This window comes from Lacihabitans sp. LS3-19 (assembly GCF_024343575.1).
GTDB lineage: Bacteria > Bacteroidota > Bacteroidia > Cytophagales > Spirosomataceae > Leadbetterella.
The window spans coordinates 254,867-278,259 of the sequence record NZ_RJUA01000120.1 but is presented as its reverse complement, the minus strand read 5'-3'; the positions used below and the strand labels follow the sequence as shown (position 1 = coordinate 278,259).

At 32.9% G+C, this 23,393-nt stretch carries 21 protein-coding genes and 3 tRNA genes; 13 read left to right on the top strand and 11 right to left on the bottom strand.

The window, feature by feature from the left end; translation table 11 throughout:
• Window positions 1–912: class I SAM-dependent RNA methyltransferase (locus EGI22_RS18845; protein ID WP_369010882.1), on the bottom strand; the 912-nt coding region annotated here is incomplete at its 3' end.
• Between the two features lie 185 nt (window positions 913–1,097).
• Window positions 1,098–1,170, bottom strand: a tRNA-Lys gene (locus tag EGI22_RS18840).
• A gap of 57 nt (window positions 1,171–1,227) precedes the next feature.
• On the opposite strand from EGI22_RS18840, the gene EGI22_RS18835 reads away from it, so the two are divergent.
• Window positions 1,228–1,956, top strand: a complete 729-nt coding sequence (locus EGI22_RS18835) for an SH3 domain-containing protein (RefSeq protein ID WP_255069995.1) — start codon at window positions 1,228–1,230, stop codon at window positions 1,954–1,956.
• A 65-nt stretch (window positions 1,957–2,021) separates the two neighbouring features.
• Window positions 2,022–2,105: transfer RNA gene (locus tag EGI22_RS18830), tRNA-Leu, on the top strand.
• Between the two features lie 29 nt (window positions 2,106–2,134).
• Here the strand turns inward: EGI22_RS18830 and EGI22_RS18825 are convergent.
• Entirely contained in the window at window positions 2,135–3,745 is a 1,611-nt protein-coding gene (locus EGI22_RS18825; RefSeq protein WP_255069994.1) for a DUF5723 family protein, read from the bottom strand.
• A gap of 16 nt (window positions 3,746–3,761) precedes the next feature.
• On the opposite strand from EGI22_RS18825, the gene EGI22_RS18820 reads away from it, so the two are divergent.
• From EGI22_RS18820 to EGI22_RS18810, 3 genes are read left to right on the top strand one after another with little or no spacing between them, the layout of a single operon-like run.
• Window positions 3,762–5,195, top strand: a complete 1,434-nt coding sequence (locus EGI22_RS18820) for a circularly permuted type 2 ATP-grasp protein (RefSeq protein ID WP_255069993.1) — start codon at window positions 3,762–3,764, stop codon at window positions 5,193–5,195.
• A gap of 53 nt (window positions 5,196–5,248) precedes the next feature.
• Complete coding sequence (locus EGI22_RS18815) at window positions 5,249–5,818, top strand: DUF6580 family putative transport protein (protein WP_255069992.1); 570 nt, start codon at window positions 5,249–5,251, stop codon at window positions 5,816–5,818.
• Window positions 5,819–5,873: 55 nt separating this feature from the next.
• Window positions 5,874–6,167 carry a DUF4286 family protein gene (locus tag EGI22_RS18810; RefSeq protein ID WP_255069991.1) on the top strand — a complete coding sequence of 98 codons (294 nt, stop codon included), beginning with the start codon at window positions 5,874–5,876 and terminating at the stop codon, window positions 6,165–6,167.
• Here the strand turns inward: EGI22_RS18810 and EGI22_RS18805 are convergent.
• Both EGI22_RS18805 and lpxK read right to left on the bottom strand, forming a co-directional pair.
• On the bottom strand, window positions 6,164–8,020 hold the full coding sequence (locus EGI22_RS18805) for a putative porin (RefSeq protein WP_255069990.1): 1,857 nt from the start codon (window positions 8,018–8,020) through the stop codon (window positions 6,164–6,166). The genes EGI22_RS18810 and EGI22_RS18805 overlap by 4 nt on opposite strands.
• 45 nt (window positions 8,021–8,065) lie before the next feature.
• Window positions 8,066–9,088 (bottom strand): tetraacyldisaccharide 4'-kinase, encoded by a 1,023-nt coding sequence (gene lpxK, locus EGI22_RS18800; RefSeq protein WP_255069989.1) that lies wholly within the window; start codon window positions 9,086–9,088, stop codon window positions 8,066–8,068.
• A gap of 2 nt (window positions 9,089–9,090) precedes the next feature.
• On the opposite strand from lpxK, the gene menC reads away from it, so the two are divergent.
• Window positions 9,091–10,158 (top strand): o-succinylbenzoate synthase, encoded by a 1,068-nt coding sequence (gene menC, locus EGI22_RS18795; RefSeq protein WP_255069988.1) that lies wholly within the window; start codon window positions 9,091–9,093, stop codon window positions 10,156–10,158.
• Here menC and hemF read toward each other — a convergent pair.
• Window positions 10,145–11,056 (bottom strand): oxygen-dependent coproporphyrinogen oxidase, encoded by a 912-nt coding sequence (gene hemF, locus EGI22_RS18790; protein WP_255069987.1) that lies wholly within the window; start codon window positions 11,054–11,056, stop codon window positions 10,145–10,147. The genes menC and hemF overlap by 14 nt on opposite strands.
• 88 nt (window positions 11,057–11,144) lie before the next feature.
• On the opposite strand from hemF, the gene hisC reads away from it, so the two are divergent.
• Window positions 11,145–12,194 carry a histidinol-phosphate transaminase gene (gene hisC, locus EGI22_RS18785; protein ID WP_255069986.1) on the top strand — a complete coding sequence of 350 codons (1,050 nt, stop codon included), beginning with the start codon at window positions 11,145–11,147 and terminating at the stop codon, window positions 12,192–12,194.
• A 56-nt stretch (window positions 12,195–12,250) separates the two neighbouring features.
• Here hisC and EGI22_RS18780 read toward each other — a convergent pair.
• The 5 genes from EGI22_RS18780 to EGI22_RS18760 form a co-directional block, all read right to left on the bottom strand.
• Window positions 12,251–12,324: transfer RNA gene (locus tag EGI22_RS18780), tRNA-Ala, on the bottom strand.
• A gap of 45 nt (window positions 12,325–12,369) precedes the next feature.
• Window positions 12,370–15,486, bottom strand: coding sequence for a hypothetical protein (locus tag EGI22_RS18775; protein ID WP_255069985.1), 3,117 nt, complete (start codon window positions 15,484–15,486; stop codon window positions 12,370–12,372).
• 33 nt (window positions 15,487–15,519) lie between these two features.
• Window positions 15,520–15,981 carry a C40 family peptidase gene (locus tag EGI22_RS18770; RefSeq protein WP_255069984.1) on the bottom strand — a complete coding sequence of 154 codons (462 nt, stop codon included), beginning with the start codon at window positions 15,979–15,981 and terminating at the stop codon, window positions 15,520–15,522.
• Window positions 15,978–17,381 (bottom strand): TlpA disulfide reductase family protein, encoded by a 1,404-nt coding sequence (locus EGI22_RS18765; RefSeq protein WP_255069983.1) that lies wholly within the window; start codon window positions 17,379–17,381, stop codon window positions 15,978–15,980. The genes EGI22_RS18770 and EGI22_RS18765 overlap by 4 nt, the downstream gene beginning before the upstream one ends.
• A complete protein-coding gene (locus tag EGI22_RS18760) occupies window positions 17,378–18,247 on the bottom strand; it encodes a Ppx/GppA phosphatase family protein (protein ID WP_255069982.1) in 870 nt (289 codons plus the stop codon). Before EGI22_RS18760 ends, EGI22_RS18765 begins: the two co-directional genes overlap by 4 nt.
• 70 nt (window positions 18,248–18,317) lie before the next feature.
• Between EGI22_RS18760 and EGI22_RS18755 the strand changes: the two genes are divergently transcribed.
• From EGI22_RS18755 to EGI22_RS18730, 6 genes are all read left to right on the top strand, one after another.
• On the top strand, window positions 18,318–18,899 hold the full coding sequence (locus tag EGI22_RS18755) for a hypothetical protein (protein WP_255069981.1): 582 nt from the start codon (window positions 18,318–18,320) through the stop codon (window positions 18,897–18,899).
• Complete coding sequence (ybeY, locus tag EGI22_RS18750) at window positions 18,896–19,318, top strand: rRNA maturation RNase YbeY (protein ID WP_255069980.1); 423 nt, start codon at window positions 18,896–18,898, stop codon at window positions 19,316–19,318. The genes EGI22_RS18755 and ybeY overlap by 4 nt, the downstream gene beginning before the upstream one ends.
• The gene (locus tag EGI22_RS18745; protein ID WP_255069979.1) at window positions 19,305–21,011 is read left to right on the top strand and encodes a GMC oxidoreductase; all 1,707 of its coding nucleotides are present in this window, start codon (window positions 19,305–19,307) and stop codon (window positions 21,009–21,011) included. Before ybeY ends, EGI22_RS18745 begins: the two co-directional genes overlap by 14 nt.
• 468 nt (window positions 21,012–21,479) lie before the next feature.
• Window positions 21,480–22,316 (top strand): alpha/beta fold hydrolase, encoded by an 837-nt coding sequence (locus EGI22_RS18740; protein WP_255069978.1) that lies wholly within the window; start codon window positions 21,480–21,482, stop codon window positions 22,314–22,316.
• A 76-nt stretch (window positions 22,317–22,392) separates the two neighbouring features.
• Complete coding sequence (locus EGI22_RS18735; RefSeq protein ID WP_255069977.1) at window positions 22,393–22,884, top strand: 2'-5' RNA ligase family protein; 492 nt, start codon at window positions 22,393–22,395, stop codon at window positions 22,882–22,884.
• An 84-nt stretch (window positions 22,885–22,968) separates the two neighbouring features.
• A complete protein-coding gene (locus EGI22_RS18730; protein WP_255069975.1) occupies window positions 22,969–23,373 on the top strand; it encodes an OmpA family protein in 405 nt (134 codons plus the stop codon).
• Window positions 23,374–23,393 lie beyond the last annotated feature (20 nt).

The following is a 23,393-nucleotide window of genomic DNA, read 5'->3' as shown; positions in this document are numbered from 1 at the left end:
CTCTGAATTGGTCTGGTAAAAAGATTTAACGCCTATTCTAAACTTCAAACCTTCCATTTCTTCTGTAATATATGGTAAACCATAAAAATTTACTGGTTCAAGGTCGAAATAAGAATCGTTTCTTTTTTTATTTATGAAATAATTTAAGGAAGTTATATTCGGGAACTTTTCAACCAATGCATTTAAAACTTCTTCAATTTTAGATGTATCCTCATCTGCTACTTGAAGTACCACCATTATCTCTCCCGTAGAGGCCGTGCGTATCATCACGTTTCTAAAGAATCCTTGATGAGCTACATGGTCATAAAAAGGTAAACCGCTGTCATGTGCATAATCTCTAAAAAAATCACGAATAGCGTTTGATGGATCTCCTTGTAAATAGCACTTGTTCACAGGCAATACTTTTTCGAATCTTTTAGGAATATGAAATCCCAAGGCATCTTTCGATATTTTTTTACCTGAGTTTACTTCTTCATTAGTAAGCCACCTAGAGTTGGAGAAAGTGTATTCAAGTTTATTTCTATAAAAAGTAGTTTTTTCAGAGCCAAGTATCGGAATAATTTCTCCAATTTCTACTTTTCCGATCCTTGTTAATTGATCAAAAACTTGTTTTTGCTTTTGCTCGAGTTGTTTTTCGTAAGGTATGTGTTGCCATTTACATCCACCACAAACACCAAAATGACTACAAAATGGCTCAATTCTGTCTTTTGAGAATTTATTTATTGCTAATATTCGACCTTCCGAAAATTTCTTTTTTGATTTCGAAACCACCATTTTCACTTCGTCACCAGGACAAACATTGCTCCCTTCTACGAATATTACTTCCCCATCGTTTTTGACAATACACTTGCCTTCAGCCGCAAAATCAAGTATTTCGATGTTTTCAATAATGCGATTTTTGTTTTTCTTCATTTATAAAGAATTGTATTTCTTGAGATGTTATAAAAAAAATATAGACTAAATAATATTAATATTCACTAAGTCCAGAATTCTATTGAGCAAATAATTAATTTTGCGAACTTTAAAAGTATTCAAAAATTAATGGTAAAAGATAAAAGGCTTAAATATTTTGACATAAAAAAAGCGATGAATTTTTGTGATCCCGCTGGGATTCGAACCCAGGACCCATACATTAAAAGTGTATTGCTCTACCAGCTGAGCTACGGAATCAAGAACATTTATCGTGTCTCTCAAATGAGGATGCAAAATTATGCAAAAATGCTAAGAATGCAAAAGCCCTTTTTAAAATTATTAGTATTATTTTTTGGGGTTTTGATTCAAAGCCTTGATTGTAAGGCACAAAATGATGTAGCTAAAAAAGCAGATTCTTTGTTTAATGCAAGAAAATATGAGGAAGCTGCAAAAATATATGAAATCATTTTTCTGGATAATGGGGTAAATAAGGAAAATATATCTTTGAAGCTGGCTTATATAAACGAGAATTTAGGAGATTTTCCGAAAGCTATCTATTATTTGAACAATTATTATAACCTAAATCCAAAAGATGAGGTCTTTGAAAAGATGAATAAAATGGCTTTAGAGAATAAATTTTCGGGTTTTGAGAGAAGTGATTTGAATTTTGCTCTTGTCCTATACCAACAATATTATATTTATATTCTTTATTCTGTTATTTTTATTGGCGTATTTATTTTGATTATACTTTTTCGGAAAAAAATTCACAATATAGATATTTTAAAAAGGCACTTGATTTTAGTGGCACTTTATATTGTCTTTCTTGTAGTATTTATTAATCTTCCTAAAACCTATCAATCGGCTATAATTAATAAAAAGTCATTTTTTAGGTCTTTCCCTTCTTCTGGTTCACCTATAGTTGGCTCTATAGACAAAGGAAACAAAATCAATATATTTGGCCAAGAAGATATCTGGTTAAAAGTCCTTTGGAATAGAAAGATCGTTTACATTAATAAAAACGACACTTGGCTTTTAAATAGTTAAATTTAAATAAAATTTATACTGATATTTTTTAATTAGCCTTTCTTTTATACTTTTGCGGCTGCTTTGGCGAGGTGGTGGAATTGGTAGACACGCTACTTTGAGGTGGTAGTGAGCGAAAGCTTGTGAGAGTTCGAATCTCTTCTTCGTCACAAGAAATATTAAAGAGCAATCATAGGTATTATGGTTGCTTTTTTAATTTAAACTTTTTCTTTCTGTAAGATTTTGGATTTTCAACATAAAAACATTTTAAAGGGCTTTTAGGTAAGCTATGATAGATAGGAATGAACAATCCTGAATAGACAGATATTCCTCGAGGATTAAATGTGTTAAGCCAGCCAGTGATATTGTCTGATCCAAAAAAGAAGCCGTAATATCTGACAGAAAATCCAATATTGAGGTTTTTATAATTATTGTCTATGCCAATTGGTAATGAAGCTTCAAAGCTTTTTTTCTCATACCTAGGAATGACAGTAGCACCGGAATATCCAATTATTCCTCTCCTTTTTCCATTCAATAAAGATTGCCTCCAGTTAAAATTTACGTAAAAGTTTTCTTTAAGATGGTAGTCTATTGTGAAAATCGAACTCGCTGGCATCAAAACGATAAATGAGTTATTTGCGGGGTTGGTGTTACTTAGAATTCCATTTGTGGTTGCAATTACATTTTCGAAACCTTTAAACTTTCCATAAGTATGCGGAAATATGGTACTAGAATTTCCAGAATAGCCTGTTGTCTCTGATAAATTCCCAAACTTAACAAATCCTACATCTACCAAAGAAAAACCAATTTTATATAAATATTTGTTCTGTGTAGGATTAGAATATTTTTTGCCTTTTATATTTCTATAATAATTTTGAAAATCTGGTCGATATTCATAAATGATACCCAAATCACCCCCAAAACCTTTGCCAATACCTGAAAATTGGGTCATTTGGCTTGTGAAATTTGACGAGTTAATAGAACTAAACTGACTAGCATCTGTCACAGATCCATATACATTACTTAATCTTAAATCTTGCCTGTCACTTTCCAAGGCATTAGTGGTTATTTTAAAATCAAAACTGTTTGAAAAAATATTGTTAAAATTATTACTAACGTAATATTTAGCACTTGCTCCAATTTTAATAAATTTACTATCCTCCTGAACTAATACCTTGCCTAGCGTCCCATAAAACTCATTAAGAAATATCGAATTTAAGTACCCATGTTCATTATTGTATTGGTTTCCTAGTAGATCTGGGGACTTTGTACCTTGAATAATAATTTTACCGACTTCGTCAGATGTTTTAGTTAAGGAGTTTAGGTATCGGTATCTGACACCGGCAGCTACACCTAATCCCCATTTTTTTATATCTAATCCTATGGCAGGTCCTCTTGCTTCGCCATTTACATAAATCGATAAATCCTTTCCGCTATCTGATGGTTTAAGATATGGTACTTTCCAAATCACCTTAGATTTATCAGCGTTTCTATATTTATCAGGAGTGGTTTGCGTTACAAACCTAAGCAATGAAAACGGAGCGTTCCATCTGACATAGTTGTTTTGAACATCGGCTCCAACAGCAGCTAAGTTAATAAATACGTTTTGTCGAGTATCGACTACATTAGCGGGATTTGTTTCTATTGAAAGTACTCCTGAATAATTACTACCAGTAATTCCCAAAAAATTTTGAGAAAAAACATTCGTGCTTAAGAAAAAAAGAAAGTAAATTTTGTACTTTAAGGGCATCAATGCTAAATAGAGATAATTAACCGCAAAAATATCACTATTTAAATAGTTTATTACCATATTTTACCAAAGAAAAATGAACAATAATTTTATTAACTACCAAACTAGCAATTATTATGACGAATTGATTGCTGCAAAAAATAATCCGCACAAAGGGATTGAGATGGTTTATGATTTTTTCAATGATATGAGCATTGATGAATTAAAAACTCGTCAAAAAGGCCTTGAAACGGCCATGATTAACATGGGTATTACTTTCAATGTATATTCTGAGGAAGGTGGTATCGAAAGAATTATTCCAATTGATATCATTCCTAGAATTATTAAAGCTAAAGAATGGACGGTTTTAGAGAAAGGACTTAAGCAACGGATATATGCTTTAAATGAGTTTTTGAAAGATATTTATTCTGACCAAAAAATACTTAAAGATAAAATAATCCCCTCTGAGGTTATCTTTAGTAGTAAAGGTTTTGTAAAAGAATGTATGGATATTAGGCCCTTAAAGGATATTTTTATTCACATAACAGGAACAGATTTAATTAGGAATGAGAAAGGAGAATTTGTGATTTTGGAAGATAACTTACGGTGTCCTTCTGGAGTATCGTACATGTTGCAAGGACGAGAATTGTCAAAACAAGGTCTTTCAAAATTGATTTCAAAAGCAAAGGTGAGGTCTATTAGCGAATATACCGATAAACTTTTTGATGTTTTGCAATATATTTCCGGCAAATCCGAGCCAACAATCGCTGTATTGACCCCAGGTATTTACAATTCAGCTTATTATGAGCATTCTTATTTGGCACAACAAATGGGCGTGGAATTGGTGGATTACAGAGATTTAATAGTTACAAATGATACCTTAAAAATGCGGACAACTAAAGGTTTCAAAACGGTTGATGTCCTTTACAGGAGATTAGATGACGTTTTTATAGATCCTTTGGCTTTTAATAAGGAATCAATGATTGGTATTCCTAATCTTTTTCAAGCCTATAAGAAGGGGAATTTAGGTCTTGCAAATGCACTTGGTACTGGAGTTGCAGACGACAAGGTAGTTTATGCATACGTGCCTCAAATTATCAAATATTACTTAAATGAAGAGCCGATTTTGAACAATGTTGAAACTTATCTTTGTGAGGATAAAACTAGTATGAAATATGTTCTAGAAAACATTGAGAAACTGGTCGTAAAAGAAGCTAATGAAGCAGGAGGCTACGGAATGTTAATTGGACCTAGATCAACAAAAAAAGAGCAGGAAGACTTTAAAGAAAGAATAAAAGCCAATCCTAGAAATTATATTTCACAGCCTACAATATCATTGTCAACTTCTCCTTGTGTAATTGATGATACCATTGAGGGTCGTCATGTAGATCTAAGACCATATATTTTATTTGGAGAGGAAATCTATGTTACGCCAGGTGGTTTGACAAGGGTGGCACTTAAGAAAGGTTCTTTGGTTGTCAATTCTTCACAAGGAGGTGGAAGTAAAGATACTTGGGTGTTAAAGGATTAAAATTGCTTTTTATTCGTATGCTTTTTTTGTAATTTTGTGAAAAAATTAATTCAATGTCGAAATCAGAAATAAAATTGGGTGTAGTTTTGGGTCTTTTAATTGTTTTGGCTGCAATGTCAAGATTAGTGGATCATCCTTGGAATTTTACCCCAATGACCGCAATATTATTAATTTCAGCTGCGTATATATCCAATAATTGGATGAAAATAGCAGTTCCTTTTGCTATTATTCTATTTAGTGATATAGTTTTAGAAATGACCACTGGTTGGGGATTTCATGATGGAACTACTTCAGTATATTTTGGATATTTTATTATCTTTATAATTGGCTTTTTTCTTTTAAAGAAGGTTTCAGTTCTTAAAATAGCTGGAGCTTCGATATTAGGTTCACTTACATTTTTCTTGATTACAAATTTTGCATTTTTGTATACACCAAGTGTTGTACCTAATCCTTTGCAAGGTACATATCCTCATAATATGATAGGTATTTTGGCTTCTTATGAGGCTGGTTTGCCATTTTTCAAGAATATGCTTTTTGGTGATTTAACTTTTTCTGCGATTCTATTTGCAGCTTATTATTTGGTTCAAAATTTCGGATTGAAAATGACCAAAGCGAAAGCATAAAATTATTTAAACCAATTGAGGGTATTTATGAATAATAAATACCCTTTTTTTATATATGTATTTAAAAAATATTACATTCTCGGTGCTGAAAGAAGTTTCCAATGACTTTGAAGTTTGGCTAAAACCTGAAATAGAAATAATAAAAATTTGGGCTGAGGAAGTCTCGATGTTCAAACTTTTGACACAGGTAGATCCAGAAAGTATTAACTACTCAATTCAATTTAGCTTTAAATCAAAAGAGCAATTAGACATCTTTATGCAGCTTAATTTGGATCAGTTTTTAGCTAAAACCCAATCAAAATTTGAAGGTAAAATATTGCATTTTGTAACCCTGCTTGAGAAGTTTTAATCAAACAAAGGCCAATCTACTTTTAATAAAAAGTTTCTAGGCATAGCTAAATAGTAAGGACTCGTGTAAAATCCTTGGTATCTCAATCCTTGATTCGCATGGCCAAGTTTGAAAGCTAACCTGACCTTATTTATATGAAAAGAAACATAAGGGTCTATTGTTGCAACGCCCCAAACATTAAAGTTGTCTTGAAGGTAGAATTGGTTTAAAATAGGCGAATAGGCATCTGCTGTGTATTTTGATTTATAAAAAAGATCTAAACCAACATTAAGCCTAAGCACTTTTGCGTATAAAAAATTAAATTCTACATTGGTATAGTTAATCACATTAGGTAATTTGTAAATATTCTTGGCATTATGAATATTATAGATAAATTGATTACTAATATGAAAATGATTTTTTGTATAGGCTAAATTTAAAATAACATTGCTTATGTTTATTACAGTATCTGTTTGAACAGGTTTCAAATTTTGATTGATATAAACATAGTTTCCTAAGAGTGTATTGGCTATTTCAGGTTGAAATTCAAAGTTTTTAAAGTTCAATTTATATTTTGCATTTATGTAAGTCGTTGAAATTCCTTTGAAATTATTATTCCACCTAATTACATTGTAATCGAAAGTATCATAAAACAATCCAACTGGAATTACAGATTGATAAAATGTAGCCTCAAGTCCCTTAAACGAAAGCTTAGAATTTAGCAAAAAGTTTTTCAAATTTGCTGAAAATTCGGCATCAGCATTTAGGAAGTTGGAAGAGTCCACAAAATAATATCCAAGTGAACCACCAAGGAAAATTTCGCTTTTTAAGTTTGTTTTGTAGATTTCCGAAAATTTATTGTCCAATTGATAAAATCTTTGACGAGCATGCAAAAGGTAATTAAAGCCTTTGTACCTACCTTTTACTCCAAATTTATTTGATAAAGTTTTGAAAGTGAAATTTTGATACAATGAATCAGTCGATATGGTAGTTTCAGGTATATTATAACTAGACTGCAAAGAATTTATATTAAAATCAGGATCAACATAAACATGTTTTTGATGTTCATAATCCAAAACGTGAAAGGCTTGAAAACCGTTTCTTAAAACAAATTGCTGGTAAAGGTGAAAATTATTCCACCGTTCAGTATTGTAGACGCCTTTTGTATACTCCGATTCATAGAATTTTCTATAGTTGCTTTTTAGGTCTTGAATATCAATGGAAAGGTTTTCTTTTTTTAGAATTCCTCCTTGTTCGTTTTGGGTATGGTTAAAATGATAAAATGTTGCTAAGAGGGCGTATTTTTTATTTTTAGAGAAATAGTTAGTCGAAATATCGTAATTCCAATGGTCAATTAATTTTTCCTCTGATGTAGTGGCGTCTATTTGTTTTGAAGAATTAAATTTTGATAAATTCAGTGTAAAGTTTAATCTTTCATTGATGTTTTGGCTATGTGTAAAATCGAGCCTCAAATGCCCTCCTGAACCCTGCATATAAAACAAATTGGTATAAGGCGACCGAGTATTGTAATATTTAAAATCAGAGGGTTTTGGTGCGTATAAAAGAAAAGAATTATATCCCAATTTGGTAGCGGGATCTGTATTTTCTCTAAAAAGTATCGGTTTTGATGCCGTTCCAATATTTCCAAGGTCTTGATGCAGCCAATTTTCTCTTACCAAAATATCCGATTTGAAAAACAAATTCAGCGTGGTGTCTGGATGATATTCGGTTGTATAGTTTTTTTGAACATCCTTTTCTAAAATATAAGAAACACTTTTCGGCCCATACACTTGCTTTGTGGAGTCGTCAAGTATTTGGGCTTGTGAAATCTGAAAGGCAAAAAATGTTAAAATAATAAGGGGTATAAACCGCATATAGTCGTAAATACAATTTCAAAATGCAAATATCGTCAATTTAGCTCAAATTGGCTTTTTTAATAGACCAAAAATACAATCTCTAAAATCAGACTCGTTAAAGAAAATTACTTGTTGGCTTGCTATATAGAACGAAGACATCTCTTCAAGATTTATCAAATAACTTATTTTAACAAAATCTTTCTCGCTACAAACAATTTTAGTAACCAGATATTTATCCAAAATGGTTCGTATTTCTACCTTACTGAAAGTGTGGTGGTCCTTAAATTTAAAGTGTTCTAAAATTTTGTATTTTTTTGAAAGTGAATTTTTAAATGCTTCATTATCAGCCAATGCAGAAACCAAAACTATATTTTCGTTTTCTTTCAATGTTTCATTTTTATTGTTTCGAGGTATCTCGCTTTTGAAATTTGCAAAGAAAATGGGTGAATTAGATTTAGAATATTTTCTTATTTCGGTATTATAAAATGCTTTTTCATTTTCTGATATTTTTTGAGGACACTTTGTAACAACAATAATATTAGCCCTTTTAGCTGAACTTCTTATTTCTCTTAAATTTCCCATTGGCAGCACAAAATCCTTAAAAAACGGCTTGTTGTAATCGCAAAGCAAAATATTTATGGTTGGCTTTAAATATCTATGCTGAAATACATCGTCAAATATAAAAAGATTGATTTCAGGGTATTTCTCAATCGATTTTTTGTAACCTTCCACCCTATTCTCTGACACAAAAAAGTGTTTTTTGGAATGTTTGTTAAAAAGCATAAATGGTTCATCTCCAACGCTTTCTGGAGAATTGTTTTTGCTTATTTGTATAAAACCTTTTGTTTTTCGACCGTATCCCCTACTTATAGTTGCAGTGTTATAGTCTTCAAACATTTGCATTAGAAAATCCACCATTGGCGTTTTTCCTGTACCACCAACTGTTAGGTTTCCAATGCCTATTGTTGGCACTATAGGTTCAAATACCGATAATATATTTAGGTCAAACAAAAGATTCCTTATACTTGTGATACTTTTGTAAAGTATTGCAAATGGGAATAAAAAATATCTAAAAATCTTTAACATAAATGGCTTTAAAGGCTCAATTCTACAAACATACGTTAAATTTTAGTTTTGATGCAGGAACTTCTCGAGGAGTTTTGAAAAAAAAAGACTCGTATTTTATCAAAATTTTCAAAAAAGATAATCCCGAAGCATTTGGATTAGGTGAAGCTGGACCTCTGTTTGGTCTCTCACCTGATTATGGTGAAAGTGCTAGCGATAAATTAAATTCTATAGCAAATGTTATAAATTCAGGAGATTTTGAAGATTTGGAAAGTTTAAAATTAGGTTTAGAAGAATATCCGAGTGTACTTTTTGCTTTAGAATCTTCTATTCTGGATTTTGAAAATGGAGGGAAAAGAGAAATTTTTAAAACTAGTTTTTATAATTCTTCTGAAAAAATAGATATTAACGGTTTAGTTTGGATGGGAACTCCGGATTTCATGCAAAAACAAATTGTTGAAAAACTGGAAAATGGATTTGATACGATAAAACTCAAGATTGGAGCCATTGATTTTGATGAGGAACTAAAACTTCTGGCTTTTATAAGGAAGCAATTTTCTAAGGATAAAATAACAATTAGAGTTGATGCCAATGGTGCTTTTTTGCCAAGCGAAGCTGTTGAAAAGCTAAAAAAACTTTCTGAATTTAATATTCATAGTATAGAACAACCAATAAAAGATGGTCAAGTAGAATTTATGGCCGAATTATGCGAAAAAAATATTATTCCAATCGCCTTAGATGAGGAATTAATCAAAAATTCGGGTAAGGAAAAGAATCTTCTAGAAACCATAAAACCTCAATTTATCATCTTAAAACCTAGTTTAATGGGAGGAATATCTGGTTCTTTAAAATGGATACAAACTGCAGAAAGTTTAGATATTAAATGGTGGATGACTTCTGCATTAGAATCTAATATTGGTCTGAATGCCATTTGTCAGTTAGCTTCCCAACTTAAAAACCCACTTCCGCAAGGATTGGGAACAGGAAAACTTTTCACAAACAATTTCGAATCTCCCCTAACTGTGAAATCCGGTCAGATTTTTTATGACGCAAATAAAAAATGGGAATTGGATTTTTTCAAATCCAATTAACGCCCTTTTTCAAAAATTGCTGCGTTTCAAATTCTTTTGTGCCCGGTTTCAATTCGACATTATAGTCCCAGTCAGCATGTGGCGGAAGGCTCATTAGGATTGATTCAGTTCTTCCATTAGTTTCCAAACCAAACTTTGTACCTCTATCCCAAACCAAATTAAACTCTACATATCTACCTCTTCTAAGTAGTTGCCATTTTTTCTCCTCTGAGGTATAAGCTTTTGAATAATTTCCATGCATTAATTCTGTATATATTGGAGCAAAAGACTCGCCTACAGATTTAGTAAAAGCAAATAATTCGTCTTTGCTATGGCTAGATTTTGTTTTGGATATTTCTTGATTAGGTTTCAAGTAATCATAAAATATCCCGCCAATTCCTCGGGTTTCATTTCTATGTTCTATGTAAAAATAATCGTCTGCCCATTTGTTGAATGCTGGATAAAAGTTGGAGTTATGTGCATCGCAAGCAGTTTTGAGTTTTGTATGAAACCATTTGGCTTGCTTTTCATCAATATAATGTGGTGTCAAATCAATCCCACCACCAAACCAACTTTGACCATCGGAAAGCTCAAAATACCTTACATTCATGTGAATGATAGGCACAAATGGGTTTTCAGGGTGCATAACGATGGAAACTCCAGTAGCAAAAAAAGATAAGTCATCCTTAACTTTCAGCATTTTTTTCAATGATTCTGAAACCATTCCTTCTACTGCTGAAAAATTCACCCCTCCTTTTTCAATGATTCTACCTTTGGATAAAACACGAGTTCTTCCACCACCACCACTTTGATGTTGCCAATTGTCTTCCTTAAATTTTCCCTTGTCGTCAGTTAGTTCTATACTTTTGCAGATATTATCTTGAAGGGATTTAAAGTATTCTGATATTTCGTGTTTCATATTTTTACTTTTCGAAAAGTAAAAATATCTATTTCAGATTAAATTCCTATGGCTTTTGTCTAAATTTGCACCTCATTATTTTTTATTTATGGATTTTAATCAATTAATACGTCCTCATATTTTAAGTCTTCAACCCTATTCTTCTGCAAGAGACGAATATTCTGGTAGTGAAGGTGTTTTTTTAGATGCCAACGAAAACCCATTTCATTCAGTTTCAGGAAATGATTTTAATAGATATCCTGATCCATATCAGTGGGAAGTAAAAGTCAAATTAGCCCAATTGAAAGGTGTAAAACCTGAGAATATCTTTTTAGGCAATGGATCTGACGAACCCATAGATTTATTGATAAAAGCTATCTGTGAACCTAAAGAAAGCAATATCGTTATTATGCCTCCAACCTATGGAATGTATAAGGTTTGTGCAGATATCCAGCAAGTAAAAATTCAACAAGCACCCTTAAGTGAAGAGTTCGAAATAGATTTAGACAATGTATTTGATGCCGTAAATACTGCCACCAAAATCATTTGGGTTTGTTCGCCAAACAACCCAAGTGGAAATTTATTGGATAAAAGTTCAATTATACAGATTCTGAAGGCATTCCCTGAAAAAATTGTGGTTGTAGATGAAGCATATATTGATTTTGCTGATACGGATTCATTTTTAAAAGAATTGCCAAATTTCGAGAATCTTGTGGTGTTGCAAACTTTCTCAAAAGCCTGGGGAATGGCGGGACTAAGACTCGGAGTGGCGTATTGTCATCCAACGCTTATTGGTATATTAAACAAAATAAAATATCCTTACAATATTAATATTTTAACTCAAAAAGAGCTTTTGAAGGCTTTGGATAAGGAGAAAGAGAAAAATGATTTAGTTGCTGAAATAAATGTTTTGAAAGACAAATTAAGAGATGATTTGCTCAAACTAGAATTTACAGAAAAGATTTTTCCTTCAGATTCAAATATGCTTTTGGTAAGGTTTAAAAATGCGAAAGCGATTTTCAAATATCTTTTAGACCAAAAAATTATCGTAAGAGACAGAACAAATGTTGCACTTTGCGACGATTGCTTGAGGATTTCAATTGGAACAAAGGAAGAAAATAAAGCTTTAATGGAAAGTTTGTCGAAATACACCAAATAATATTCCGGATTTTAAAACTAAAAAACCTTGCAGAATAATTCTACAAGGTTTTTTTGTGGAGAAGATGGGGCTCGAACCCACGACCCCTTGACTGCCAGTCAAGTACTCTAGCCAACTGAGCTACATCCCCGAATCGCTTGCAAATATAGACGGACAAATTTACATTTCAAAGGATTTACCAACCTGCAATCATAAAATTAAAACCAGATATAACAGATTGCTTTTGCCCATTATATATTGGCAAAGCAACATAAGGCTCTACTATCAAATATCCTAAAACATTTATTCTCAAACTCATTCCTGTTGTATAAATAGGAGAAGTTTTGAAATTGATGGCATTTGACCCAAATGACTCAAAATTGTAAGATTCGCCTATTTTTCGCTGTTTTGACCACACCAAACCACCATCAAAGAAGAAATTAAGATCAGACGGGATAAACTCCAATGGAATCAAAGCTAGTTTTTTGGGTCCTGTAAAAGGTAAGCGTATTTCAAAATTCGCCACGGCCATTTGTTCCCCTTGTAGATTTGCTTGGGTAATGTATCCTATCTGCTTTGTTAAAGCCCTTCCATAAAAACCGTGCATGTACCATGGATATCCCATATAAAGTGGATTTATTTGGTTTAATAATTCAAGGTTTTTAGGATTTAGCCTACCTTCATACAAAAACCTCCCCGCAATGGTAATTGGTTTTAGATATTTATATTTTCTAAAATCAGCCAAAATCGAATTATAACTCGTGCTACCTATATATTTTGCCATTTCTAGTCTATACCTGTAACCATTTAATGGTGCGACAGTGCCAAAAGTGGTCTTATCCCCTACCAATGCAGCATAAATTTGTGTTAGATTAAAACCTTTCAATCCTAAATCTTTGGCTTTTAGCTTTATTTGTTTTCCATATTCTGCTACATTATAATCATAAACATTTCCATCAGAACTTAGTCCAAATTCTCCTGAAGAAGGATAGCCATTTACCCCATAGTAATACCAATTCTGTGAAAAACCAAGTTCCATTCTGGTACTCTTGCTAAAAGGCTTAAATACAAAAGTTGAAAACTGGTCAACATACAAATTGACCACTTTTTGTACAATTTCACCATTATAATAATCAAGATTGTTTCTTCTACCCAAAGTATCCTTTGGGTAAATATCTGTTTGACCAACAAAGCTGTAGGGAATATGCGAAACCGAAACGCCGAATTGAATAGGGTGTTTTTGATTTAAATAAAACGCCTGACCTCCAAAGTTTTGTAGCCCGCCATTTAATGCAATTGTGCCCATTAGCTGGTTGTTATTCAACATATCACTAAAAAGGGCTGTTATTCCGCCTCCCATACCAGTGCCGAATCTGCTACTGCTCAAGCCCATGCCTGAATTTGCCAAATATTCCAACTTAAAGTTGGGTTTGAAAGATTGATTCTCTGTTTTAACCTTTTCAGCACTTGGATGCATCCAGGTTTTATCAAGGTTTTGTTGGACGATATCCATTCCAATCATGATTTTTCCTGGTGCCAATATACCAGCATCAGCTTCAGGATTTTTAGAAACTTCTTGGTTTAAAAAATGAGTCTCATTTGCTATTACAATATTATAATCTCCCTTATTGAAGTAATTGTAGGCAATTTCTCCTGTTTGACTTGCAACAGAAAACGCTGGCGAATACATCGTAATTCCGCTTATGCCAGTGAAATAATTGCTTAGTTTAGTGATTTTTCCAGAAGAAATATTGTACTTATAAAGATCTTTAAATCCATTTGGAGAAGAAATGAAATACAAACCAAATCCATCGGGGCTCATTTGAGGATTCATATTGTCAGTATTCTCAAACAGACTGATTGTTTTGGTTTTACCTGTTTCTAAATTTAATTCCGAAATCTGAAAATTTTCTTTTTCAAGTCTAATGCCTTTTCCACCTCTGTCACTTACAAAGTATATTTTCTTAGCATCTGGAGACCAACAAGGCTGAATATCAGAATACTCATCATTTGTAATATTAATTACTTCTTGTGATTTAATATCAAAAAGATATAAATCAGTTTGGCCTTGATTTATTCCCGAAATCACGATTTTATTGCCATCTGGAGACCATGCTGGGTTTGTAAATGCCTCTATGTTTTTTGGAGAAAATTCCTTTTTTTCTCCGTTTATGACGTCAATTACCAATAGTTTATTTTTGCCTTTGGTCTGAATAACAATTGCGAATTTCCTACTGTCATGCGACCAAGTACCTGATGTTTCTATAAAACTATATGAATCCACATGTGCTCCAAGAGTTCCGCTCTCAATTTTCCTGATAGTTTTACCTGTTTCAACATCTGCAATATATATATCCAAAGAAATGACATTTTTTGAGGAAATATAGGCTACATACTTTCCATCAGGACTTAAAGCAGGCGAAATATTCATATCATCACCTTTTTTTGTATTTCCCAAAAGATTCCCTCTGATTTCTATTTCCTTTCCTGCCTTTTGGGCTGTGTAATATTGAACCAAGTCTTTTTTGAATTTTTCAGAAAATGCGTCTGTATCCATTTTAAATGCTCTAATAAAAGCATTTTCTATTCCATAAATAGCGGTTTCTTTGAATAGCGGACGAATAATATCATCCCCATATTGAGCAGTTACATAAGCCCAAAACATCTGACCCCAGCGATAAGGAAAGTATTTATATTGTTTGGTAACCATGTCTTTTATGCTCGGAATATCATTGTTCAGTACTGCATCACGCATCCACATAGCTGTATGCGGGTCTTTTCTGCCTAAAGACATATATTCTGCGAGTCCTTCTACCATAAACAAGGGAAGGTTCTGAATATTGGCCAATGTAGTGGAGTCGCTTCCATAGTTCATGGTTTGGTATTGGAAGGCATGGACTAATTCATGGCCTAAAACATGATCTGTCTGCCTTTTTGTAAACATTAGCGGCATAACTACTCGAGTTCTTAGGCCTTCAGTTACACCACCTGTTCCTTCTCCTATTTCGCCTCCAATGCTCGTTGTTTCTTGAAAATCGGGATGGGTATTGTAAAGCAATATTGGATTTGGTTTAATAAATGCCAATTTGAATACCTCTTGATGCAGTTTATACCAGTTTTCGCTATTTTTTAAGAATTCTGTAGCTACTTCAGGTTTTTCTAAATAATTGTAAAGCTGAAAATGTGTACTTTGAAGAACTTTGAATTTATTGGTTTTATTTCGTGGTTTATTTTGCCCGAAATATTGTGTTTGTCCGAAAAGACTTGAAGTAAAAAGTAATAAAATACAACCTAAAGTGATGCTTTTAAGCATATTTCGGACAATTTTAAAATAATAACGAAAAAATCAGATGCTTGGTCTAGTGGCCTTTACAAATTTAGGCATCCAATACTTAGAAAGCAAATTATCTTCTCTAACTCCCAAAGAAGTTGAAGCATGCAAAAAATAGATTTCGTCCTTATTTTCAATTCGTGAAATAATACCAGTATGGTTTATTCGGCTACTTTTGACCTTGAAATAGATCAAATCACCAACATTTATGTCATCTTTTTTTATTTCTTCAAAATATTCAGCTTGCTTGTACGATACCCTTGGAATGTCCTTCCCAACTTCTTTAAATGCCGTAAAAATCAAACCTGAGCAATCCATTCCAGACTTTGAAGCTCCGCCAAATTGGTAGGGAGTTCCAACATAAACGTAACATTTTTCTACTAGAACTTTATTTACATTCGAAGTTTTAGGAATACTATTCTTTTTACAAGAAAAAAAGAGGAAGGCTAAAATGAAGGGATAAACTAATTTTTTCATTTTTTATAAAGCAAGCTTTCAATATGATTAATCAGAGATCTACCTTCGTCTGTAGAAGGTTCATCTAATCTCTCTGAAATAATTGTGCCAGTTTTATCAATCAAGAAATAGTTAGGTAAAATTTCTGTTAAATAATTGCTTTTTAGGTCTTTATTCCCAAAACCTGAAAGATGTGTACCGAAATGCGGTTCTTCTTTTAAAAACCTAGCAAATTCGCTTGGATTATCTAGATTTATAAAAACAAAAATAAGGTCGTTTTCATTTTTAAAATAATTGTCAACTATCCGCATACTTTGCATGTCTTCTATGCATGGACCGCACCAAGTGGCATAAAAACCCAAAACAAGGTTTTTCCCTTTAAAGTCTTTCAATGCAACAAGATTGCCTTTTTCGTCAGGCAAGATAAATTGCTTTGCTTCCTTGCCTTCTCTGAGATTTTGAAGTTTGCTTAATTTATCCAGCAATACATTTATATAAATTTTGTTTTTCGAGAAATTTTTAAAAGAACCTACCAAAAGTTTTGTTTCTTCAGTAGCTCCAAAATTGTCCAAATACAAGGATATTTTATTCGCTAAAATTCTTTCTATCAATTGTTTGTCAACAAGGTCCAGTGGAGAAAAGTAGGCCATAATAGATTCATATTCTAGCATTATGGATTGGTCATATTTCTTTCCAATCACATTATGATTTTCAATTAAAGCTTCCACAAAATGGCCAAAATCATAGGATTTGCTCTGTGTTTTACCGTTGAAGGTTTTCAATGAAAAACGTTTGAATTCTTCTTCGTTAAAAATATGGTGAAAATTCAAGAAACTTAACTCCAAAGCACTGTATTTGCCATAAATATCTGCTCTTTGTAAGGAATAAAAATCCTCTGAGAGATTTTGTTTGTATTTGTTGAGCAGATTGATTTGTTCTGTAATAAGATAGTTTGTTAGGTCGAAATACCCTTTTTTACTTACTTTTTTGAGGTTTTCAAGTTCAAAGTCCCAGTCTTTGTCAGTTTCAAATGCTTTTTTTTGGGCTAAAAGATAAAGCCATTTTTCTGAGCCTTCGCCAGATATTTTAAATGTTTCTTGGAATGCATTAAAATCAGCATTCAAAATTATGTTGTCTTTCGGTTCTATTTTCCATAAATAAAAACCTTCATCACCAATATTTATGTCGCAATAGGCTATTTCTTCTAATGGAAACTCTACAACAAAATTTCCTTTTTTATCTAATTTCAACTGTAAATCTGTAGGTTCTTCTACCCAGTTTTTATAAAGAGTAAAGGAAATAGCATCCTCATCGAAATTCTTTATGTTACCCGAAAACTTAAAAAAGTCTTGTGCATAAAGTGATTTACCTGAGACAGATAATAAATTTAATAGAAGAAATACTGTAAATTTTCGCATCATAAATTTTGATATACTTCTAGCATTATTCCGTCTTTTAATCCTAAATCAGGCACAAACATTTTGGTAGATCTGGCCCATTTCATAGCTGAAAAATAAATTTCTGAAGCATATTCTATTACATCTGCCCTATCTGGATTCATTTTCAGTTTATTTATTTTTTCTTCAATCGTAAACTTGCTCAGGTATTTTAATGCTACATCAAGTTGTTCTAAAGTCGCCATACCTTTTTCATCTTTTTCTACAAACTCAAACAATTTCGAAATATTGCCTCCAGTTCCTATAGCTATCACATCTTTTCTGTTATGCACATTATCTTGGATCCAAGTGTTCATTTTTTTCCAGATGTCTTTTGCTACTTTTCCTTCCATAAGTCTCACAGAACCAATTTTGAAAGACTGTGATGTTTCTTTTATTTTTCCATTGTAAAGGTTTAGCTCTGTACTTCCACCGCCAACATCAATGTGTAAATATACTTGATTATCTTCTAATTCATTAACAATCACGTTGTTGATCATTTCGGCTTCCTTTTCACCCGAAATTAGATGAATGTCCATTCCAAGTTCTAACTTAACTCTTTCGCAAATATTTAGGCCATTTTCTGCTTCTCTAAGGGCAGAAGTAGCACATATTAAATAGGCATCTACTTGGTGTAATTCCATCAATAATTTATAAACCAAAAGCAATTTTTTTATTCTTGCTTCACTTTCGTTTTCTATTCTTCCAGAAGTAAAAACATCATGACCAAGACGCAAAGCAAACCTTACATATTCCACTTTTTTGAACGAAATTCTGCCTTCATCATTCAGTACAGAGGAGATTTGCATGCGGGCAGCATTGGAACCTATATCTATTGCGGCTATTTTCATTAATTGCTCTATTTTTTATTTCAATTGCAAAAATATGCATATTTTTGGATTAGAATAACCTCCTTTCTTATTGAATACCTTTGCTAAGTTAGTTTCAGCCATAGGAAATCCCTTGTCGATAGCCATATTTTTTGGGATATATCTCAATTTTTCGGGTAATGTACCCGAAAATCAGAAGTATTTTCCCTTGCTTTTTATAATGGCAGTTGCCTTACCAGTAAGTATTTACGTTTTTATCAATGTAAGAAACAAAAAGTTTGGCAATTACGATGTTTCGGATCAAGAAAAACGAAATGGGGTTTATAAATTGTTGATTTTCGTTTTTTCGATATTAAGTATTTTATTTTGGGTCTTGGATTTAGGTCTTAAAGGCAAGTTGCTCGTTTCTGCATTTTTATTCCACATCATTTTGTGTTTTTTAATAAATCAAAAAATTAAAGTTTCCTTACATACTAGCTTTACCTTTCTATTTGCATTTATATTTTATCCTTTAAATGCGGAAATAGCCATTGGTTTATTTTTCTTTGGTTTTTTAAATGCATGGTCAAGGCTCAAGCTCTCAAGACATTCAATTAATGAAGTTTTGTTCGGGTTTTTAACGGGAAATTTTACAGGAATTATTTATTTGTTGTTTTTTAATAGATATATATGATCAGTTTTAATATAGAAGTAGAAAAATTTAAAATTTCGGACATTAGAAAGAAAAAGGATTGGTTAAAAGACTTAGCTAAGGAACAGGGTTTTAAACTAAAAGAGCTGAATTACGTATTTTTATCAGATGAGGAACTGCTGAAAATGAATATTGAATACCTCAATCACGATACGTATACTGATATTATCACTTTTGATAATTCTGAAAAAGAGACTGAAATCGAGGGAGATATTTTTATAAGTGTAGACCGAGTGGCTGAGAATTCTGGAAAATTTCAGGTCGAATTTGAAACAGAGCTTTGTAGAGTTATGGCCCATGGTTTGTTGCATTTATGTGGATATTTGGATAAAAAACCAGCAGATGTTAAATTGATGCGGGAAATGGAAGAAAAATACCTAACAAAATATGGCGAATTTTAATATTGATGCTAAGGAAAATAATACCTACGATGCAATTGTTGTCGGCTCGGGTATTTCGGGTGGTTGGGCTGCCAAAGAACTTTGTGAAAAAGGCTTAAAAACCTTGGTTCTAGAAAGAGGCCGTGATGTAAAACACATCGAAGACTACCCTACCGCGATGGCCAATCCTTGGGATTTTCAACACCGAGGACGAGAAACTTTGTTGGATAAGATGGAAAATCCAATTGTCAATAAATGCTATGCTTATGAGGAAGCCACCCAACATTTTTTTGTAAAAGACAACGAACATCCATACGTCCAAGAAAAGCCCTTTGACTGGATTCGTGGATACCAAGTCGGCGGAAAATCATTGATTTGGGCTCGACAAACACAGCGTTGGTCAGATGCTGAGTTTGATGGGCCAGCTAGAGACGGTTTTGCTGTAGATTGGCCTATTCGGTACAAAGATATTGCTCCTTGGTACAGTCATGTGGAGCGATTTGTAGGAATAAGCGGAAATAAAGACGGTATTGACACACTTCCAGATGGGGAATTCCTGCCTCCTTGGGAACTAAACTGTGTTGAAAAACACGTTAAAGGGCGAATCGAGTCATACTTTAAAGATCGAAAAGTAATTATTGGCCGCTGTGCACACCTTACTGAACCTACGAAACAACATCTAGAACAAGGTCGAGGACAATGTCAGGCTAGGCATTTATGCTATAGAGGATGTCCTTATGGTGCATATTTTTCCTCAAATTCTTCCACTTTGCCTTGGGCGGCAAAAACAGGAAATTTAACGATGAGGCCTTTTTCTGTCGTTCATTCCATTATTTACGATGAAAAAACGCAAAAAGCCAAAGGAGTAAAAGTAATTGATACAAATACCAAAGAAGAGTTTGAATTTTATGCCAAGGTAATTTTCCTTAATGCGGCATGTTTAAATAGCAATTTGATTTTGCTAAATTCTAAATCTTCGAGATTTCCTGATGGATTGGGTAATGATTCTGGTGTACTTGGAAAATATATAGCATTTCATCAATATCGTGGGCAGGGTTCTGCCAAATATGAGGGTTTTGAAGATCAATATTATTTTGGAAGAAGGCCAACTTCAGCTTTTATGCCCAACTTTAGAAACTTGCACAAACAAGAAATGGACTATCAAAGGGGCTATATGGTGGCTTTTTCTGCGGCTAGGTCGCAAGGGATACCTTCAAATGAGGAATTCGGAGCTGAGTTCAAATCTGATAAGACAAAACCAGGAGAATGGGGCATATATATCCAGATGCAAGGGGAATCTATACCTAAAGAGAGTAATTTTGTGAGGCTTTCAGATAAAGAAGACGCTTGGGGAATACCTCAATTGGCCATAAATGTAGATTATGATGAGAATGATTGGAAAATGACCAAAGACTTTATGGCTACAGCAGAAGAAATGCTGAATATAGCTGGCTGTACAAATATCAATATGTTTGATAGTCATCAAAACCCCGGTTTGGATATACACGAAATGGGCGGTGCCAGAATGGGAAAAGACCCCAAAACATCCATATTGAACGAATGGAATCAAATACATAGCTGTCAAAATGTTTTCGTAACAGACGGTGCTGCGATGACCTCTATCGGAAATCAGAATCCATCCTTGACTTTTATGGCTTTAACAGCTCGTGCCGTAAATTATGCTGTAGATGCTATCAAAAGGTTGGATTTATAAACGTTATCATTTCTGTTTTTCTAATTTTTTAATACTAGTATCCGAGTAAAAATAAATAAATGTGGTTCATTATATCAGCCAGCACTGTTTGAACGCAATCAAAATTCTCTTTCGAAAAAATTACTAACATAAATTACTGATTAAGAGAATTTTGAGTGCGTGAGTTTGTGGACGGTCGGCCGCAGCCGTGCTGTTTTTTTGGTGGTACGCCACTCCGATTCGTTTTTTTTGAAAAAAAATAAGGGCGGACGGCTAGTCCCCAGGCGGCAGCCGACACAAAAGTATATAGGGGGTCTTTTCACCCAAGATAATAAAAGTATCTTGAATGGCCATTCAAGACCGATTTGTTTATAAAATATATTTTTGTCGGATGCCAGTAATTTTTTATTTGAATTAGGCTTGCATATTTTTCTTGTTTTTAAACTTTAATAGAAATAGACTGTTTTTATTAATAATGATTGGATAAATATGAAGTTTAAATTCCTTATTTTAATAGCCTTCTCTTTTTTTCTTAGTTCTTGTTTTAAAAAATACATTGTAACTGAGAAAGAGATAAAGCAACACTATGACACTTTAGGTTTTAAGCCTAATTACAAAGTTCAAAAAGGGCTTGATTATAAGTTATTTACGGCCACTTTTGGTTTAGATACTTTACAACCTATATTGTTTATTCATGGTGCACCTGGTAGATGGGAAGGATACCGAAAACAATTAGACGACACATTTTATCATTCCAAATATCATTTATTGGCACCAGATAGACCGGGCTATGGATTTTCATATTACAAGAAAAAGCATAAAAAAGTCTCTATAGAAAAGCAAGCCCAACTTTTAGAAAAAACTTTTGAACTAAACTTGTCTGACAAAAAACCAATAATTGTAACTAGAAGCTATGGTGCACCTATTGGAGCCTATATGGTAGCAAAAAATCCTGAAAAATATGCAAAGTTGATAATGATGGCTCCAGCCATAGACCCTGACAATGAAAAATTCTTTAAGTTTACAAAATATGGGAAATGGCCAGTTTTACGTTGGTTTATTCCCAATAGATTTGTCACCGCCACCGATGAAAAATACGACCATGTGAAAGAACTACGGGCAATGGAGGATATTTGGGGAAAAATAACAATACCTACCGTGGTTATGTATGGAGGGAAAGATTGGGTGGTGACAACTGAAAATTTTGAATATGCTAAAAAGAAATTGCCTTCGGATTCCACAAAAACATTTATATTTATACCCGAAGCTGGCCATAGAATAAGCAGGTCGCATGCTGAATTATTAAAAGAAGAAATTGTTAAATAAAAGCTTCAATTTTTTTTACACACATTATACTGTTTTAGTAAGATTTTTAAAGTTTTTTATTTTTTTAAACCCAATTATGAAAAGAAGGCAACTGACCTTATTTGTATCTGACAAAAACGCTAGTGAAATAGAAATCATAAGGCAAAAATATAATCCACTGCAATACGAACTTATAAAGTCCCATGTGACATTATGCAGAGAAGATGAGATATTAGACTTTGAAAAGATTAGCTTGAATTTAAAAAACTTGTATCAAAAACCATTTTTTATAAATTTTGGATTGGTAAAAAGGTTTTCTGAAAATAACGGAGTTTTATTACCTTCCATAGGTAAAAACAAAGAATTTCATGGTTTAAGAAGAAAGATTTTAGCAGGTATTACACCAAATCCAAGAAATCACGAGCCTCATATTACTTTAATGCATCCTCGAAACTCTGAATGTACAGATGTAATATTTCATGAGATAGAAGCTGTAAAATTTCCAAGCCAAATACTTTTCAATAAAATCAGCTTAATTGAGCAAGAAGAAGGAGAAAAATGGCAAGTTTTGGAAGAATTTGAATTATAATATTTGTAGATAATATTCTGTAAATCAAACAAATCTGATATTTTTGGGTTGTTATTCTATCTGACCTTTTAATCCAATAAAATCATGAAAACTCTTTTAGCTATTTTGTGTTTTTCCTGGGGCAGTTCTTTCTCCCAAGAAATGAAAGAAATTGTTAAAAGCATTTATTTTGGTGGAGGGAGCTATTACGTAGATAAAAATCAAGCCCAACAATTGGAAGACTTGGTCAAAAGTATCAAAAATCTGGAATATTACGAGATAAACATTATGAGTCATACGGATCCTGTCGGTGGCCGAGAGTTTAATGAATATCTCAGCAGAATGAGAAGCCAGTCGGCAATAGATTTATTAAAAAAGATGGATATCCCACAAGAAAAAATCAGATACAAAGACTTCGCCTTCGATGATCCTCTTTATGACAACAACACTTGGGAAGGCAGAGCTAGAAACCGAAGAGTTGATATTCAGTTTAAGCCAATAGTGTTTTAAGTATGGATTCTTAAAAATAA